Here is a 16769-nt window from a genome sequence, read left to right as displayed (position 1 = left end):
TGTGTCTCCGTACTTTTATGCCGCTTTCCGTGCAGGCGTGCGGGGCAGGCCGAAGTCTTCGGGGAAATGATCGAGCGCGGAGAGCACCGGGAACGGCGTCATGCCGCCCATCGCGCAGAGCGAGCCGCCGATCATGGTGTCGCACAGTTCGCGCAACAGCGTGATCTGCTTGACCGACGTATCGCCTTCGCGGATCTTCGCGATGACTTCCTCGCCGCGCGTCGAACCGATGCGGCACGGCGTGCACTTGCCGCACGATTCGATCGCGCAGAAGCGCATCGCGTATTGCGCGAGTTCGGCGAGATTCGAGGTGTCGTCGTGAATCACGAGGCCGCCGTGGCCGACCACCGCGCCGACCTTCGCATACTCTTCGTAGTCGAGCGGAATGTCCCACTGGCTTTCCGGCAGATACGTGCCGAGCGGGCCGCCCACTTGCACCGCGCGCGCCGGCCGGCCGCTCGCCGTGCCGCCGCCGAAATCGCGGATGAGTTCGCGCAGCGTCACGCCGAACGCGAGTTCGACGAGCCCGCCTTGCTTCACGTTGCCCGCGAGCTGGAAGGGCAGCGTGCCGCGCGAGCGGCCCATGCCGTAGTCGCGATAGAACGCCGCGCCTTTCGCGAAGATGATCGGCACGGTGGCGAGCGTAATCACGTTGTTGATGACGGTCGGCTTGCCGTACAAACCGGTGAGCGCCGGCACCGGCGGCTTCGCGCGCACGACGCCGCGCTTGCCTTCGAGCGATTCGAGCAGCGCCGTTTCCTCGCCGCAGACATACGAGCCCGCGCCTTTGGCCACGTAGAGCTCGAACGCGTGCGACGTGCCGAGCACGCTCGCGCCGAGCCATCCGGCTTCGCGCGCGTTATCGATCGCGCGATTGAGCGTCGCGATCGAATGCGGATACTCGCTGCGGACGTAGATATAACCTTTGGTAGCGCCGGTCGCGACGCCCGCGATGATCATGCCTTCGATCAGCATGTACGGATCGCTTTCCATGACGAGCCGGTCGGAGAACGTGCCGGAGTCGCCTTCGTCCGCATTGCAGACGACGTACTTCTGATCGGCCAGCGCCGCGCGCACCGTCTTCCATTTGATGCCGGCCGGGAACGCCGCGCCGCCGCGCCCGCGCAGTCCGGAATCGACGAGCGCCTCGCACACCGCGTCGCCGTTCATCTCGAGCACGTTGCGCAGACCTTGCAGGCCGCCGAGCGACACGTAGTCGTCGATAGAGAGCGGGTCCGTGATGCCGATGCGCGCGAACGTCAGCCGCTGCTGTTTCTTCAAATACGGAATCTCGTCGACGACGCCGACGTGCTTCTCGTGCGCGCCGCCTTCGTGGAAGCCCGCATCGAAAAGCGCCGCGATCTCGTCTTCTTCGACGTTCGCGTAGCCGATGCGTCCTTGCGCCGTCTCCACTTCGACGAGCGGTTCCAGATACAAGAGCCCGCGCGAGCCGTTGCGCACAATCTGCACGTCGATGCCGCGTTGCGCTGCTTCGGTCGCAATCGCCTTCGCGATGCGATCGGCTCCGAGCGCGAGCGCCGACGAGTCGCAGGGAACATAGATGCGCGTCATGCCGTCACCTCGCTGCTTTGCTTGGCCGCGTCGTACAGGCGATCGAATTTGTGCGGCGTCACCTTCGCGTAAAGCTCGCCGTTGATGGTGATGGCGGGCGAGAGCGCGCACTGGCCGAGGCAATACACGGATTCGAGTTCCGTGTCCTCTGCATGGCCGCTGTCGAAACGGCAGCCCGTGTGCCCTTCGATGTGATCCTTCAGCGCCTCCGTCCCCATGCTGCGGCACGCTTCCGCGCGGCATAGCTGCACGGTCACGCGCGCGGGCGGCGCGGAACGGAAGTGATGATAGTAGGTGATCGTGCCATGCACTTCGGCGCGCGAAAGCGATAACGTGCGAGCGAGCGGCGCGACGACTTCGGCCGGCACGAAGCCGGTTTCGTCCTGAATGGCGTGCAGGATCGTCATCAATGTCGCGCCTTGCACGGCGTGACGGCGCACGAGTTCGTCTGCTTCGGCGGCGGACAGCTGCGGTTGCGTCATGGGGCTCCTCCGGGGCTCGGCATATGTTTTATCGGTGCATATATCAGTCGTATAATCGGGGCGCCGAGCCCGTGAAGCAACAATAGGCGTCGTGATATATCTTGGCAATAGGAAAGGACGATGCATATGGTTGACGTCGAATGCCGCGCCGAACTGATCCTGCGCGACCCCGATGGCCGCGAAACCAGTCTCAGCGCGGTTGTCCCGCTGTTGCAGCTCGTGGCGCAGACGGGCAGCATCGCCAACGCGGCGAGCGCTAAGGGTTTGTCCTATCGCCATGCATGGGGTCTGCTGCGTGAAATCGAGGCGCGGCTCGGTGGCGCGCTCATCACGAAATCACGCGGGCGCGGATCGGTGCTGTCGGAACTCGGCGAGTCGGTTTTGCGCGCGCAGCGTCTGTGCGGCGATCGCCTCGAAGCGCCGTTGCAGGCAGTCGCCACCGATGTCGCCGACGAACTGAATCGCCGGCTCGCGGGCGAAGTATCGAACCTGCGCATTCACGCATCGCACGGCTACGCGGTCGCCACGCTCGTTCGCGCGCTCGGCGAACGGCGCGTGCCGGTCGATATCAAGTACCGCGAAAGCGCGGAAGCGGTGAGGGCGCTCGCGCGCAGCGAATGCGAGCTCGCCGGATTTCACTTGCCTATCGGCAAGTTCCGTTCGACGTGCGCGGAGATCTATCGACCGTATCTCGATCCGAAGAAGCATCAGCTGATTCGCCTGACGCGGCGCACGCAGGGACTCTTTCTGCCGAAGGGCAACCCGAAGCAGATCAGCGGCTTGCGCGATCTGGCGCGCAACGACGTGCGTTTCGTGAACCGGCAGCCCGGGTCCGGCACGCGCATGCTGTTGGACCTGTCGCTGCGCGGCGTGGGCGTCGATCCGGACGAAATCAATGGCTATGCGTCGACGGAGCTCACGCATTCGGCAATCGCGGCGTTCGTCGCGAGCGGCATGGCCGACCTGGGCTTCGGCGTGAAACCCGCGGCGCAGCACTTCGGACTTGATTTCATTCCGGTCATCGACGAGGACTATTTCTTCGCCTGCGAACGTGCGCGGCTCACCGAAGCGAGGCTCGTGAGTGTCCTCGGCGTGCTGCGCAGCGCGGCATTCAGCGATAGCGTGGCGCATCTGGGCGGCTACGATCCGCAACGCTGCGGGACGCTCTTGGAAGTCGAGGAGGGGCTTCACGGCTGAATTCGCTCGAGACGCGAAACGGACGGTAAGACGAATCTCTCCCGTCGAAACCGCCCGCCGCGGCGAATTGCGTTAACCTAGCGGCTTCGGTTTTTCGTTTCAGCGTTTTCTTCTCGTTCCAGACGCGCCTTCGACGCGCGAAATCGCCATGAAATTCACGTTGCTCGCTTCACTGTCCGCCGCGCTCGTCGCCGGCGCCGTTTATCTCACTCCGGCAGCATTCGCGCAAAACTCGCCGGGCATTCCTGGCGGCGTGCTGCAGGAGAACTTCCGCATCAACGAGCATCCGCAGATGCCGTTCGCCGCCTCCGCGCCGTCCGACAAGTATCAGCGCGGCACGTCCGCGATGCGCCGCCGTGGCGACAACGGCGACCCCGACGGGTGCAACCTGAAGTGCCCGAAAGACGGCAGCAATTAAAAGCCGGATGAATCGCGGCGCGTGCAATGCGCGCCGTCAGCGTGTCTTTCCTTCCTTCGCTTTTCGGTTGTATCCCTTCGCGCCATGTGCGCGCCGCCTCATACCGCAGCCATTGAACTCCGCAGCGACCGAAAAAGACTACGAGATGGCCGATGTGCCATGCGGGCCGAGGAGTACCTTGATCGACGTGTCATCGAGCGATAGTTCGATGCGCACGGCCGTTTTTTCTCCGACCTAAAAACCATAAAAACAGGAAGTGCGCGGCTGCGCGAACCACGCGAGACAGCGTGGGGCAAGCAGCAACGGACGCCACGCAACCGTGGGCAGACGTGGCCCCGAACGCACTTCGGACCACCGAGGGACTGCACGCATGCGAATTCTCCAGGTCATACTGGCGCCTCGCCTTTCGGGGGCGGAAGTTCTCGCCAAGGGCGTCGCGATCGGTCATCAGCGCGCGGGACATAGCGTCTCGATCGCCTCGCTGATGCCCGAGCACGACGATTTCAGGCACATTAGCGCAGAGTTGCGCGCGCACGGCGTTTCGTGCGTCTTCCCGGCGAAGAATCCGACGAAGCTGGGCCGGCTGCTCTTTCTGCATCGCGCGATCCGGTCGTTCAAGCCCGACATCATCTTTGCGCACGCGACCATTCCGGCGCTTTACGTGCGCGCGTTGCCGACGCGCGTGCCGATCGTCTGGGTCATGCACTCGGGCGCGAACGACTTCGCCAATGCCGCGCTGATGCGCGCCGAGCGCCTGCTGTCGAATCGCGCGAAGGCGGTGATCGGCGTATCGCAGAAGAACATCGACGACTATGTGAAGGAGATCGGCCTGCATCCGTCGATGATCGTGGTGCCGAACGGCGTCGATGTCTCGCGCTTCGCCGACGATGCCGGGCCGCGCGTGCCCGTCGCGCATAAGCAGATCGTGCAGGTCGGCCGCTATATTCCCGAGAAGAATCAGCTGCAGACGGTCGAAGCGTTCGCGCACGTCGCCTGCGCCGATCGCGATGCGCGGCTCCTGCTATGCGGCGTCGTCGAAAACCTCGACTATCACGCGGCGGTGGTCGAGCGCGTCGCGCAGTTGGGGCTGAAGGATCGCGTGTCGATTCAGGGACCGCAGCAAAACGTCGCGCAGATTCTGCGGGCGTCGAGCGTGTTCGCCATGCCGTCGAGCTTCGAAGCGCACAGCATCGGCTTTCTGGAGGCGCTCGCGTCGGGCATTCCAGTGGTGGGCAACAGCATTGCGTCGTTCGCGTTCGCGGGCGGTTTCCCGGGCGTGCAACTGCTCGATACGAGCGACATCGCCGCCTACGGCCGCGCGCTTCTCGATGCGCTCTCGCAGCCGCGCGCCACGCGCCCGCTGCAAGGACTGACGCTGCAAAGCACGGCGGATCGGTATCTTGCGATTGCGCGCGATGTGCTGGATTTGCGCGTGGGGCTTGGTTGACGGGCGAGGGGGCGAAGAGCGCGCTGACCGCAGCACGGGACGGCGCGTTTTTTTTCCACCTCTTTGCTGCGGGCGTCTTGGGTCAGCGCCGTTCCGAGTACAGTTACGACACGTCGTGCTGAACTGAGCGTTGGCGTCCGTTGAACGGCAACACTTGAAGATCACGCGCCGCCCCGATCGAAAGGGCGGCGCGCTTTTGTTTGCCGCCGCAGGATGCGAGCGTCATGGTCCATAGCGATTCCAATGTAATTCCGGCACGTCCGGCTGAACTTCGCGTAGGCGTTAGTTAAACGGCAAGACTTGAAGAACACGCGCCGCCCCGATTGAAAGGGCGTCGCGTTTTTATTTGCCGCTCCAGTAAGCGAGCGTCTCGAGCCAAGACGAATCGGAGTACGAACGGCTCAAACGCGGCCAAATATTATGCGCGTGGGCGCAAGCGAAACGCCAATGATGAGAGACGCCACGCGCCGCCCGAACCAGAAGCGCGGCGCGTGTCCTATTTGCCGCCCCAGTAAGCGAGCGTCTTCAGCCAGAGCGATTCCGAATATAACCCCGGCAAGTCTCCCCAAATCTGCACCGGCCCCAGCCTGAACGACGCGTCGACGTCATAGCCGGATAAGCTCGGCGCGCCGCCGGTGTAATAGAACTCCTTGAGAATCGCGTTCGCGCGGCTGAACAGGATCAGCGTGGCGTGGTTGTCGTGATCGTTGCGACGAATCAGCGCCGGCATGGAATCGGCGTACGACGTGCCCGCCAGCGTCGCGGCTTCCTCGGCCGGGCCGAACACCTTGCCGCCCTCGATGCCGAAGACGCGCGTGCTGGCCGAGTCGCCACGTGGCGCGAGCACCGCGAGATCGTCGATGCCGTCACCGTCGATATCGCCCGCCGCGACTTTCACGGACGCGGCGCGCAGTTGCGGGTACACGTTCGTGCGGTAGCTGGCTTCGAATGCAGCGCCCGTGCTCGCCAGTTGCGAGAGCGCGAGCGCGCCGTTCACGTTCTCCATCGCGATGAGTCCCGCGCGCTCCGATCCCGCGACGCGCGCAGGCACGAAGCGGGCGCTCGCGGACAGCGCGGGCGCGTTCAGCCAAAGCGCAGGGGCGCTTGCCGTCGCTCCGTTCGATGCGAGCACCCAGAGATCCAGCCCTGCGTCCTTGCGCTGCTGTGCAATCGCGACGTCGGCGCGGCCATCGCCATTGAAATCGCCCGCGATGTATTGCTGCGCGGTGGCAGGCGTCCATTCGGCGCTCGTCTGGAACCAAAGTCGCGGCGCTTCGAAGCGCGTGCCCGCGCTTTTGAGCAGCCAGAACGCGGTGCCACCGTTCCGTGGCGTGATCACCATCAAATCGGCGCGACCGTCGCCGTCGAAATCGCCCAGCAGAAAGCGCGCGCTGTCGAAGCAGAGCGTGTCCGCCTCGCAGGTCGGCGCGCTCGCCTGCGGATCGAACGGCACGGCGTTCAGATACCACGGCGCGGCCTGATCCATGCGCGACATTTCCGCGACCCAGACGTTGAACCCCGGTCCGTCCTTGCGACGCTGCACGTACACGGCGCTGTCGCGGCCGGTGCCGCGGACGTCGCCGTAAAGCGCGCCTTCCTGGCGGGTATCGGTCCACACGGTCTGCGGCGTCGGCGACCAGCGGTATTCGGCGGTCAGCAGCGAGCAGCGCCCGGCGGTCACGGCGCCGTTTTTCTCGCCCAGACAGTGATTGAGCGGCGTGTAGACGAAGCCGAAGTCCCACGGCGTCCACCGCTGCGACGCGCTTTTCGCGTTGCACGCCTCTTCGACGAGCCCAGCATCGCGTTCGGCGATGCACGCGTGGGTGGCGGCGTTCACGAGCAGCGCGTCGTTCTTTTCGCCGGGCGTCGCGGGCAACTGTTGCCAGAACCAGTTCTGCGATGCATCGCCCGAACACGCGCCAAGGCGCGGCGGCTGGCCCGCGCCGCCGGATTGCAGGCATCTGCTCGAATATTCGTTGACGAGCTGCAACGGACGCAGCTGGAAGTCCGGGCCGGCGTCGTTCGCGCGGGCGCTGCTCCAGTAGCGGCGAGCGACCCAGTTGCCGTCCCACATGTATTCGTCGAAGACGTGGCCGGCGTCGTTGCCGTCAACGGAAAAGTAGCTGCCGACGACATCGCGCTTGCGCAGCGTCTCTTCGGCGTCCAGATTCTTGGGCAGGCCGCCGGTTGGGTAGGTGACGTGATAGCCGATCGGCAGATCGCGTTTGAGGCTCTGCGCGACCACGCGCGTGACGCGCGCCGCGTAGATGTGGTCCGGGTGCTCCATGAACGCGACCGTGTCCGGATTCAGCGTGTAGATGGCGGTGGCCTGCGTGAGAATCGCGCGCAGCGTCGCGGACAGTGAGGCCCGGTCGTATGTCGTCGCCCCCGTGCCGTCCGACTGCATCGGATAAGTGGTCACCGTCTGGCCGCGATCCCACAGCAGCCCGAGCGGGACTTTCCCGCCGCGCACGCCGCCGCCCGGCAGCCGCAGTTCGAGCAGCTTGACGCGCGGCTGTCCGGCAAGCACCAGTTGATGCACGGGCTTGCCGGCAAGCATGACGGTCGATTCCTGCCACCGGTCCGGCACGCCCGCCATTCGCGCGTAGGCGAGCTTGGTGCCGGTCTCGCGTAGCAGCACGTAGTCGAACTTGGCGCCGTTCGCGCCGCCGATCAGATGAACGGTGGTCACGCACCAGCCGGCGTCGAGTTTGTCGCTGATGCCGGGATTGACGAAGAGCAGGTCGTCATCCAGATGCGCCACCACGGTGACGAGCGTGCCTGCGCGGCAATCGGCGGAGGCGGTCGCTGTCGCAGCCCGCGCGGCCATCGGAAGAAGCAGGGCGAGCATCGCCCACACGAGCGCCATCACGCTCGTTCGAATGTTCTTGATACCGCTTTCTCGATACATGCTTCTCCCGCAACGCGCCGGTTCGCCGGATAAAGCAGAAGATTGCCTTCGCGCGGACGGCACGGTCGGTTGCCGAGCGAACACGTCTGACGGATACAAGCGCGTTCAATCCGACGAAAAAAAGCCTCGCCGAATGGCGAGGCTAAAGTACTTGGAATGGCTTCCCGTCCACGAGAACGAGAAGCGTGAAAAGGTTAATGTCGCGGCGCTAGGAGAAAAATCGGATTTGTCGGAGAACGACCTCCGCATCCGTCTCCGCGCCAGGATTGTTGACCGAGGTCAGTCATGTAAGCGGAACAAAGGGAAGCGTGCGCTGATTGTCAGATGGCTGACGCGCAGCAATAGATTCGGACGGCTCCGATACGAAGCGCGCACCGCGGCCTCTATTCTGTGGCCCGTAGCTCGCGTCGTCTCTGCCGCAGCTATGTCTCTCAAGGATGTTTGCCCCGCCTCGCGCGGGGCTTTTTTTCGCCTGTGCGATGAGACAGAGGCAGCACGCACGCTAAGGCACAAACAAAAAACCCGCGACGCTTGCGCGATCGCGGGTTTCGAAATGGGGTGGTGGAGGCGGCGGGAATCGAACCCGCGTCCAGAAGCGCTCTACGACCAGTTCTACATACTTAGTTCTGTCTTTTGATTTAACCGCAACGACGCGGACGAACACGCTGCGTTACGGCGATTCACTAAATTTTCGATCTTGGCGTCGTGACGCCACCAAGACTTATCTGACGTATATGACCTCTCGCGGTATTGCTACCCTAACCCGTCAGCGAATTAGTGAGAGGACGGCGGCCCTTAGGCTGCCAGTGCGAACGTATCGTCGTTTGCAGTTACGTTTTTCCCATTGATTAACGAGGTGACGGGTCCTCGGTATGCCCTGACCGCTTCACAACCCCTGTCGAAACCAGGTCGCCCCCAAAGCGGAACTGAGATTATCCCACGAAATACTGTATGAGGCGAACCGCGGCTTTTTTCAAGAGCCTGCGCCGTCCGCGCTCGCGCCGTCAGGGGATCTCGCGCAGCAGCAGCTGCAACTCCTCGGTTGATTCGACGACGTGATCCGCGTGCCAGCGATGCGGCGGGATGTCGTCGCCACAATAGCCGTACGCGGCGGCGACCGTGATCATGCCGGCGGCGAAGCCGGCCTGAACGTCGCGCAGGTCGTCGCCGACGTAGACGATGCGCTCCGGCGCGACGTCGAGCAAATCCGCAGCGTGCAAAAGCGGCGCGGGATGCGGCTTCGAATGCGGCGTCGTGTCGCCGCAAACGAGGCAGCCGGCGCGCGTATCGAGCCCGAGCAGTCCGACGAGCGGCGCGGCGAGCCGCGTCACCTTGTTCGTGACGATGCCCCAGCGCACGCCGCGCGCGTCTAGCTCGTCCAGCAATTCGCTGATGCCCGGGAACAGCGTCGTTTCGATGCAGAGGTCCGCCTCGTAATTGGCGAGGAACTCCTCGCGCATCGAGGCGAACTCGTGGTGCTCCGGCCCGATTTCGAACGCGCCGCCGAGCAAGCCGCGCGCGCCCGCCGATGCGTACGGCCGCAGCGCCTCCAGCGGACGCATTTCGAGCCCGCGGTCGTGGCGCATCTTGTTGACGGCCGCCACGAGATCCGGCGCGGTATCGGCGATAGTGCCGTCGAGATCGAACAGCACCGCCTGGCAGAGCCCGAGCGAGCGGCCATCGGCCGCGCGTTGCGGCTGCGGCGTGGGATCGTCGGGCAGGGGCTTCGTCTGGACGATGCCCGTTTCGTCTTGTTCTTCCGGAGTCATGGCGTCACGCTTCCCGACGGCAAGCCATCATGTAGTTGATGCTCGTGTCGTTGGAAAGGCCGAAGTGCTGTGAGATCGGCCGGTACGTGATGCCCTTGATGTCGACCGGCAAGAGCGACGCCGTGCGCGCGAACGTCGCCAGTTCCGAGGGCTTGATGAAGCGCGCGTAATCGTGCGTGCCGCGCGGCAGCATCCGCGCAATGTACTCGGCGCCGATCACGGCGAAGAGATACGCCTTGGCGTTCCGGTTGAGCGTAGAGAAGAACACCCAGCCGCCGGGTTTGACGAGCGCGGCGCACGCGGCGACGGTGCCAGCGGGATTCGGCACGTGCTCGAGCATCTCCATGCAGGTCACGACGTCGTACGAGCCCGGCTCGCGCGCGGCGAGCGCCTCGGCCGAGATTTCCTCGTACGCCACCTCGACGCCGCTTTCGAGACTATGCAGGTCCGCGACGCCGAGCGCGTTCGACGACAGATCGATGCCTTTCACCGTTGCGCCGCGCGTGGCCATCGACTCCGACAGGATGCCGCCTCCGCAGCCGATGTCGAGGACACGCTTGCCCATCAGATGCGCGTGCGCGTCAATCCAGTCGAGCCGCACCGGATTCAGCTCGTGCAGCGGCTTGAACTCGGCGTTCGGGTCCCACCAGCGATGCGCCAGATCGCTGAATTTCTGCAGTTCGTGGGGATCGACATTCGTCATGAGGAGGACCTTGGCTAAACGTGAATCGGTAGGGTCGAGTATATAGGCGGTCAACAGACCGGGCAAAACGCACGGCGCGTTCCGCGGTGGCATGCAGCAAGAAACTTCGTGAATGCGCCGCCGTTGGGCATAAAAAAACCCCCGCCGAGGCGGGGGTTCGAGTCTGCGGCAAGCCGGCAGAGCTTACTGTTGCGGCTGACGCGTCGTGCCGACAACTTCGACTTCCACGCGACGATCCGGTGCGAGGCAGGCGATGAGTTGCTTGCGATTGCGCTGCGTGCACGAACCCTTCGTGACCGGGTCGCGCTTGCCCTTGCCTTCCGTGTAGATACGGTTGGCTTCGATGCCCTTGCTGACCAGGTACGCCTTGACAGCTTGCGCACGGCGCAGCGACAGACGGTCGTTGTACTTGTCCGAACCGATGCGGTCGGTGTAACCCGTTGCAACCACGACTTCGAGGTTCAGCGCGCCGATCTTCGATGCGAGATCGTCCAGCGCGGTCTTGCCGGCCGGCTTCAGGACTGCCTTGTCGAAGTCGAACAGGGCGTCGGCCTGGTACGTAACCTTCTGGCTGGTGATAGCCGGTGCGGGCGGCGGCGGCGGAGCAACTGCCGGAGCCGGGGCTTGCGCGACCAGTGCGCCATCGCACTTCGCGTTAGCCGTGGCCGGCGTCCAGAATGCGTCGCGCCAGCACAGTTCGTTCGTGCCGTTCATCCACACATACTCGCCCGTGCCATTCACCCAGTTGTCATTGACGGCTTGTCGCGAGGCCGGCACCGATTGCGCCGAGGCCGATGCAGCCATAACTGCGGTAGCTGCAATGAACGCGAGCTTTGAAAGTTTATTCATATTTCTCCTCTCGAAATTGAGATTACCGCAGGTTTACTGCGAGCCTTGTAGACGAAGACAGGTCATACATTGCTCGAAGTATAACATTCCCCTGCGGAACAAAACGCTTTGTATAGACTTCGAGCAGTGTCTAACTTTGTGCGTTGGCATTTTGCCATATCGTTCCCTTGCAACGATAAAAATATCCCCGCACCCAGTTCGGCCGCAACCTTATGTGGTGCCTCCGCAACAAGAAAGGGACAGGAGCCGGCCCCGCGCCACAAAGGCGCCGAACCTGCGCATATCGCGTGCCTAAACGGCGTTTCCCGCGCATTTTTATCGCCGCCGCTTCGCCGTTGCCGAAGCGCTGAGGCGGCATGATAGCCCGGCTCGATGACCAATTGACGGAAATCGTTCCCCAGTTTTTGTAAGTAATTGGTACAGCCTGACGCCGTTCAGAATGCCTGCGACGCCGCACGGACGGCGCACCAACACTATGTATACGCACCTCGCCGGACGCGAAGGTGCCGCATGGTAGAATCTCGCGATGCGCTGCGTTCGCAGCGCCGCAGCGTACGCCGGCTACGCGCCTGGCCGGCGCAAGTCGCGCGGCCGGCTGGCGGGTGTCGCGAAACTCACGAACGCGCTGCCGTGTCGCTGCTGCACAGTTCAAGACACGGATAATGGATCAATTCGCCAAAGAGACTCTGCCTATCTCCCTCGAGGAGGAAATGCGCCGTTCGTATCTCGATTACGCGATGAGTGTAATCGTCGGGCGCGCGCTTCCCGATGTCCGCGATGGCCTGAAGCCGGTGCATCGCCGGGCGCTGTACTCGATGCATGAACTGAACAACGACTGGAATCGCGCGTACAAGAAGTCGGCGCGTATCGTCGGGGACGTCATCGGTAAGTACCATCCGCACGGCGACGCCTCGGTGTACGAAACCATCGTCCGCATGGCGCAGCCGTTCTCGCTGCGCTACATGCTCGTGGACGGGCAGGGCAACTTCGGTTCCGTCGACGGCGACAACGCCGCGGCCATGCGCTACACCGAAATTCGCATGGCGAAGATCGGCCACGAGCTGCTCGCCGACATCGACAAGGAAACCGTCGACTTCGGTCCCAACTACGACGGCAGCGAAAACGAACCGCTCGTGCTGCCGGCGCGAATCCCGAATCTGCTGATCAACGGCTCGGCCGGCATCGCGGTCGGCATGGCGACCAACATTCCGCCGCACAATCTGCGCGAAATCGTCGATGCCTGCCTCCATCTGCTGAACAATCCCGAATCGTCGGTCGACGAGCTCATCGAGATCGTGCCCGCGCCGGACTTCCCGACCGCCGGCATCATCTATGGCGTGGCCGGCGTGCGCGACGGCTACCGCACCGGGCGCGGGCGCGTCGTCATGCGCGCGGCCACGCACTTCGAAGAGATCGACCGCGGCCAGCGCATGGCCATCATCGTCGACGAAATTCCGTATCAGGTGAACAAGCGCACGCTGCTCGAGCGCATCGCGGAACTCGTCAACGAGAAGAAGATCGAGGGCATCTCCGACATTCGCGACGAATCCGACAAGAGCGGCATGCGCGTCGTGATCGAGCTCAAGCGCGGGGAAGTGCCCGAAGTCGTCCTGAACAACCTGTACAAGCAGACGCAGCTTCAGGACACGTTCGGCATGAATCTGGTCGCGCTCGTCGACGGTCAGCCCAAGCTGCTGAATCTGAAGGAAATGCTGGAGTGCTTCCTGTCGCATCGACGGGAAGTGCTGACGCGGCGCACTGTATACGAACTGCGCAAGGCGCGCGACCGCGGTCACGTGCTCGAAGGTCTCGCCGTGGCGCTCGCGAACATCGACGAGTTCATCGCCATCATCAAGGCTGCGCCCACGCCGCCTATCGCGAAGCAAGAGCTGATGAACCGTCCGTGGGACTCGTCGCTCGTGCGCGAAATGCTGACGCGCGCGGAGACTGAAGCCTCGGGCGGGCGCCTCGCGTATCGTCCGGAAGGGCTTAATCCGGCTTACGGTCTGCAGGAAGACGGCCTGTACAAGCTGTCGGACGTGCAGGCGCAGGAAATTCTGCAGATGCGGCTGCAGCGCCTGACGGGCCTCGAGCAGGACAAGATCGTCGGCGAGTATCGCGAGGTCATGGCGCAGATCGCCGACCTGCTCGACATTCTCGCGCGGCCGGAACGCATCCGGCAGATGATCGTGGAAGAACTCGGCCAGGTGCGCGCGGAATTCGGCGACGAGCGTCGCTCGCGCATCGAAATGAACGCGACCGAGCTCAATACCGAAGACCTGATCACGCCGCAGGAAATGGTCGTGACCATGTCGCATGCCGGCTACGTGAAGTCGCAGCCGCTTTCCGAATACCGCGCGCAGAAGCGCGGCGGGCGCGGCAAGCAGGCCACGCAGATGAAGGAAGACGACTGGATCGACACGCTCTTCATCGCGAACACGCACGATCACATGCTGTGCTTCTCGAACCGCGGCCGCGTCTACTGGGTCAAGGTCTACGAAGTGCCGCAAGGCTCGCGCAACTCGCGCGGCCGGCCGATCGTCAACATGTTCCCGTTGCAGGACGGCGAGAAGATCAACGTCGTTCTGCCGATCAAGGAATTCTCGGCGGACAAGTACGTGTTCATGGCCACCGCGCTCGGCACCGTCAAGAAGACGCCGCTCGAAGCGTTCAGCCGTCCGCTGAAGAAGGGCATCATCGCGGTCGGTCTGGATGACGGCGACTACCTGATCGGCGCGGCCATCACCGACGGCGCGCACGACGTCATGCTGTTCTCGGACTCGGGCAAGGCCGTGCGTTTCGACGAAAACGACGTCCGCGCGATGGGCCGCGAAGCCCGCGGCGTGCGTGGCATGCAGCTCGAAGAAGGGCAGCAGGTCATCGCGCTTCTGGTGGCGGGCGGCGAGAACCAGTCGGTGCTGACGGCCACGCAGAACGGCTTCGGCAAGCGCACGCCGATCAACGAGTACACGCGCCACGGCCGCGGCACGAAGGGCATGATCGCGATCCAGACATCGGAGCGCAACGGCAAGGTGGTCGCCGCGACGCTCGTCGATTCGGAAAGCCAGATCATGCTGATCACCACGTCGGGCGTGCTGATTCGCACCCGCGTGTCAGAGATCCGCGAAATGGGCCGCGCAACCCAAGGTGTTACACTCATCAGCCTTGACGAGGGCACGAAGTTGTCGGGACTGCAGCATATCGCCGAAGCCGAGGCGGACGCTGAACTCGAAGAAGCGGACGCAGCCGATGCCGCCGCGGATGCCGACGCTTCCGCCGCACCGCCCGACGAATCTCAAAATGGCGACGCGGGCGAAGACGCCTGATATTTTTTGTGTCGCCGGTTTCTCGTTATCGCTTTTGAAAGCCTGAATTGGTTAAGCTGCGCGACGTGAGCCTCATGCCGGCGCTGCGTTTCTCGAGTGAGAACGCGAGCGCCGCTCGTGCGGACGTGCAAGGCTCGTCGCGAGTGCTGAACTGAATATTTTTTACAGGGAGTAATGATGCAAGGACGTTTCAAGCAGTGGATGTTGCTGGCCGCTTTCGTGCCGACTTTCGCGATGGCTCAGTCGCTTCAGAACCAGGCGCCGAACCAGGCGGCGGCGCCGGCCGCAGCAGCACCGGTTGATCCGGCCAAGCAAGCTGCGATCAAGGATCTGCTCGACGCAATCGACGCGCAAAAGCTCGTCGGCGCAATCGGCAACAGCGCACAGATGCAAGCGAAGCAGCTCGTTCCGGCCATCCTGTCGGACGCGCTGTCGGAAAACAAGTCGCTGAACGACAAGCAGAAGCAGGCTGCTGTCCCGACGCTGCAGAAGAACGCAGTGCCGAAGCTGGTGGACTCGGCAGGCCAGGTGTTCGCCACGGATAACTTCCGCCAGGACGCCATGAAGGCCCAGTACGACGCGTACGCGAAGTACTACTCGACCGACGAGATCAAGGACCTGACGAACTTCTACAAGAGCCCGACGGGTCGCAAGTTCATTCAAGTGCAAGATCAGGTCGGCCGCGACGTCGTCAACGGTCTGATGCAGAAGTACATGCCGCAAGCCATCAAGGCAACCCGCACGCAAGCGGATCAGGAAGTGGCGAGCGTCAAGCCGGGCAAGTAAGCACGGCGTGACAACCGGAAAACCCGCGGCGAGGCGCGCTGCCCCGCGCGTTGGCGGGTTTTCAGGACAGTGCGATAATGGCTGTTTGTGCAAACGCACAAGCAGCCATTTCCTTTTTAGGCGCGCGTCATCCGCTGAACTCAGCGACTCGACCCAACGCCGCGCCTGCCATTCGGGATTCCACATGCGCGTGTTCAATTTCTCCGCCGGCCCGGCCGCGATGCCAGAAGAAGTGTTGAGGCAAGCCGCCGACGAAATGCTCGACTGGCACGGCAGCGGCATGAGCGTGATGGAAATGAGCCACCGCGGCGCGGAATTCATGTCGATCCACGAAGCGGCGCTCACCGACCTGCGTGAACTGCTGAAGGTGCCGGCTTCGCATCGCATCCTGTTTTTGCAGGGCGGCGGCATCGGCGAAAACGCCATCGTGCCGATGAATCTGCTCGGCGCGAAGAAGACTGCGGATTTCGTCATGACGGGTTCGTGGTCGACGAAGTCCTACAAGGAAGCGCAGAAGTACTGTACGCCGCACGTCGCGGCCACGGGCAAGACGGAGCAAGGCTTCACGCGCGTGCCGGCCATCGGCGAATGGAAGCTGTCGGACGATCCCGCCTACGTGCATCTGTGCACGAACGAAACCATCGACGGCGTCGAGGCCTTCGACATTCCCGATCTCGGCGACATTCCGCTCGTCGCGGATGCATCGTCGCACATCCTGTCGCGTCCGATGGACGTCGCCAAGTTCGGCGTGCTCTTCGCGGGCGCGCAGAAGAACATCGGCATGGCGGGCGTGACGGTCGTGATGGTGCGCGAAGACCTGCTGGACCGCGCGCTGTCCATTTGTCCGTCCGCGTTCGAGTGGAAGACGGTCGCCGAGAACAACTCGATGTTCAACACGCCGCCCACGTACGCCATCTACATGGCCGGTCTCGTCTTCAAGTGGCTCAAGAAGCAGGGCGGCCTCGAGGCGATGGAAGCGCGCAACGTCGAAAAGGCGAAGCTGTTGTACGACACCATCGACGCCAGCGATTTCTACGTCAACAAGGTCGAGCGGCAGAATCGTTCGCGCATGAATGTGCCGTTCTTCCTTGCCGATGAATCGCGCAATACCGATTTCCTGGCCGGCGCCAAAGCGCGCGGGCTACTGCAGCTGAAGGGCCACAAGTCCGTCGGTGGCATGCGGGCATCGATCTACAACGCGGTGCCGGTCGAGGGCGTCAGGGCGCTCGTCGACTATATGAAGGAATTCGAGCGGACGAGCGCGTGAACGCGCCGTCGCTCCTCTAACCGCATTCGCTCAACACGCACC

General features: G+C 63.5%; 13 protein-coding genes and 1 other RNA gene. 6 read left to right on the top strand and 8 right to left on the bottom strand.

The annotated features are described in order from the left end of the window. Window positions 1-15: 15 nt before the first annotated feature. Both LDZ24_RS09950 and LDZ24_RS09945 read right to left on the bottom strand, forming a co-directional pair. Complete coding sequence (locus LDZ24_RS09950) at window positions 16-1572, bottom strand: NADH-quinone oxidoreductase subunit NuoF (protein ID WP_248320313.1); 1557 nt, start codon at window positions 1570-1572, stop codon at window positions 16-18. Then, entirely contained in the window at window positions 1569-2054 is a 486-nt protein-coding gene (locus LDZ24_RS09945; RefSeq protein WP_248320312.1) for an NAD(P)H-dependent oxidoreductase subunit E, read from the bottom strand. Before LDZ24_RS09945 ends, LDZ24_RS09950 begins: the two co-directional genes overlap by 4 nt. A 126-nt stretch (window positions 2055-2180) precedes the next feature. On the opposite strand from LDZ24_RS09945, the gene LDZ24_RS09940 reads away from it, so the two are divergent. From LDZ24_RS09940 to LDZ24_RS09930, 3 genes are all read left to right on the top strand, one after another. After that, complete coding sequence (locus tag LDZ24_RS09940; protein ID WP_248320311.1) at window positions 2181-3251, top strand: substrate-binding domain-containing protein; 1071 nt, start codon at window positions 2181-2183, stop codon at window positions 3249-3251. A 148-nt stretch (window positions 3252-3399) separates the two neighbouring features. Next, entirely contained in the window at window positions 3400-3669 is a 270-nt protein-coding gene (locus tag LDZ24_RS09935; RefSeq protein ID WP_248320310.1) for a hypothetical protein, read from the top strand. Window positions 3670-4039: 370 nt separating this feature from the next. After that, window positions 4040-5116, top strand: a complete 1077-nt coding sequence (locus LDZ24_RS09930) for a glycosyltransferase family 4 protein (RefSeq protein ID WP_248320309.1) — start codon at window positions 4040-4042, stop codon at window positions 5114-5116. Window positions 5117-5219: 103 nt separating this feature from the next. Here LDZ24_RS09930 and LDZ24_RS27975 read toward each other — a convergent pair whose 3' ends face one another. The 6 genes from LDZ24_RS27975 to ompA form a co-directional block, all read right to left on the bottom strand. After that, window positions 5220-5342, bottom strand: coding sequence for a hypothetical protein (locus LDZ24_RS27975; protein ID WP_256465371.1), 123 nt, complete (start codon window positions 5340-5342; stop codon window positions 5220-5222). A gap of 270 nt (window positions 5343-5612) precedes the next feature. After that, entirely contained in the window at window positions 5613-8027 is a 2415-nt protein-coding gene (locus tag LDZ24_RS09925; RefSeq protein WP_248320308.1) for an FG-GAP-like repeat-containing protein, read from the bottom strand. 559 nt (window positions 8028-8586) lie between these two features. After that, window positions 8587-8944, bottom strand: a transfer-messenger RNA (tmRNA) gene (gene ssrA, locus LDZ24_RS09920). Between the two features lie 87 nt (window positions 8945-9031). Beyond that, entirely contained in the window at window positions 9032-9796 is a 765-nt protein-coding gene (gene gph, locus LDZ24_RS09915) for a phosphoglycolate phosphatase (RefSeq protein WP_248320307.1), read from the bottom strand. A 4-nt stretch (window positions 9797-9800) separates the two neighbouring features. After that, window positions 9801-10499 carry a bifunctional 2-polyprenyl-6-hydroxyphenol methylase/3-demethylubiquinol 3-O-methyltransferase UbiG gene (gene ubiG, locus LDZ24_RS09910; RefSeq protein WP_175944635.1) on the bottom strand — a complete coding sequence of 233 codons (699 nt, stop codon included), beginning with the start codon at window positions 10497-10499 and terminating at the stop codon, window positions 9801-9803. Between the two features lie 183 nt (window positions 10500-10682). Next, window positions 10683-11348: an outer membrane protein OmpA gene (gene ompA, locus LDZ24_RS09905; RefSeq protein ID WP_248320306.1), complete on the bottom strand. Its 666-nt coding sequence runs from the start codon at window positions 11346-11348 to the stop codon at window positions 10683-10685. A 662-nt stretch (window positions 11349-12010) separates the two neighbouring features. Here ompA and gyrA point away from each other — a divergent pair. The 3 genes from gyrA to serC all read left to right on the top strand — a co-directional run bounded on the left by gyrA (window position 12011) and on the right by serC (window position 16727). Further along, entirely contained in the window at window positions 12011-14674 is a 2664-nt protein-coding gene (gene gyrA / locus LDZ24_RS09900; protein ID WP_248320305.1) for a DNA gyrase subunit A, read from the top strand. A gap of 177 nt (window positions 14675-14851) precedes the next feature. Further along, entirely contained in the window at window positions 14852-15460 is a 609-nt protein-coding gene (locus LDZ24_RS09895; RefSeq protein WP_159838093.1) for a DUF2059 domain-containing protein, read from the top strand. 184 nt (window positions 15461-15644) lie between these two features. Continuing rightward, window positions 15645-16727, top strand: coding sequence for a 3-phosphoserine/phosphohydroxythreonine transaminase (serC, locus tag LDZ24_RS09890; protein ID WP_248320304.1), 1083 nt, complete (start codon window positions 15645-15647; stop codon window positions 16725-16727). Window positions 16728-16769: the final 42 nt, after the last annotated feature.

Source organism: Caballeronia sp. Sq4a (assembly GCF_023170545.1).
GTDB lineage: Bacteria > Pseudomonadota > Gammaproteobacteria > Burkholderiales > Burkholderiaceae > Caballeronia.
This window is presented reverse-complemented; position numbering and strand designations above follow the sequence as displayed.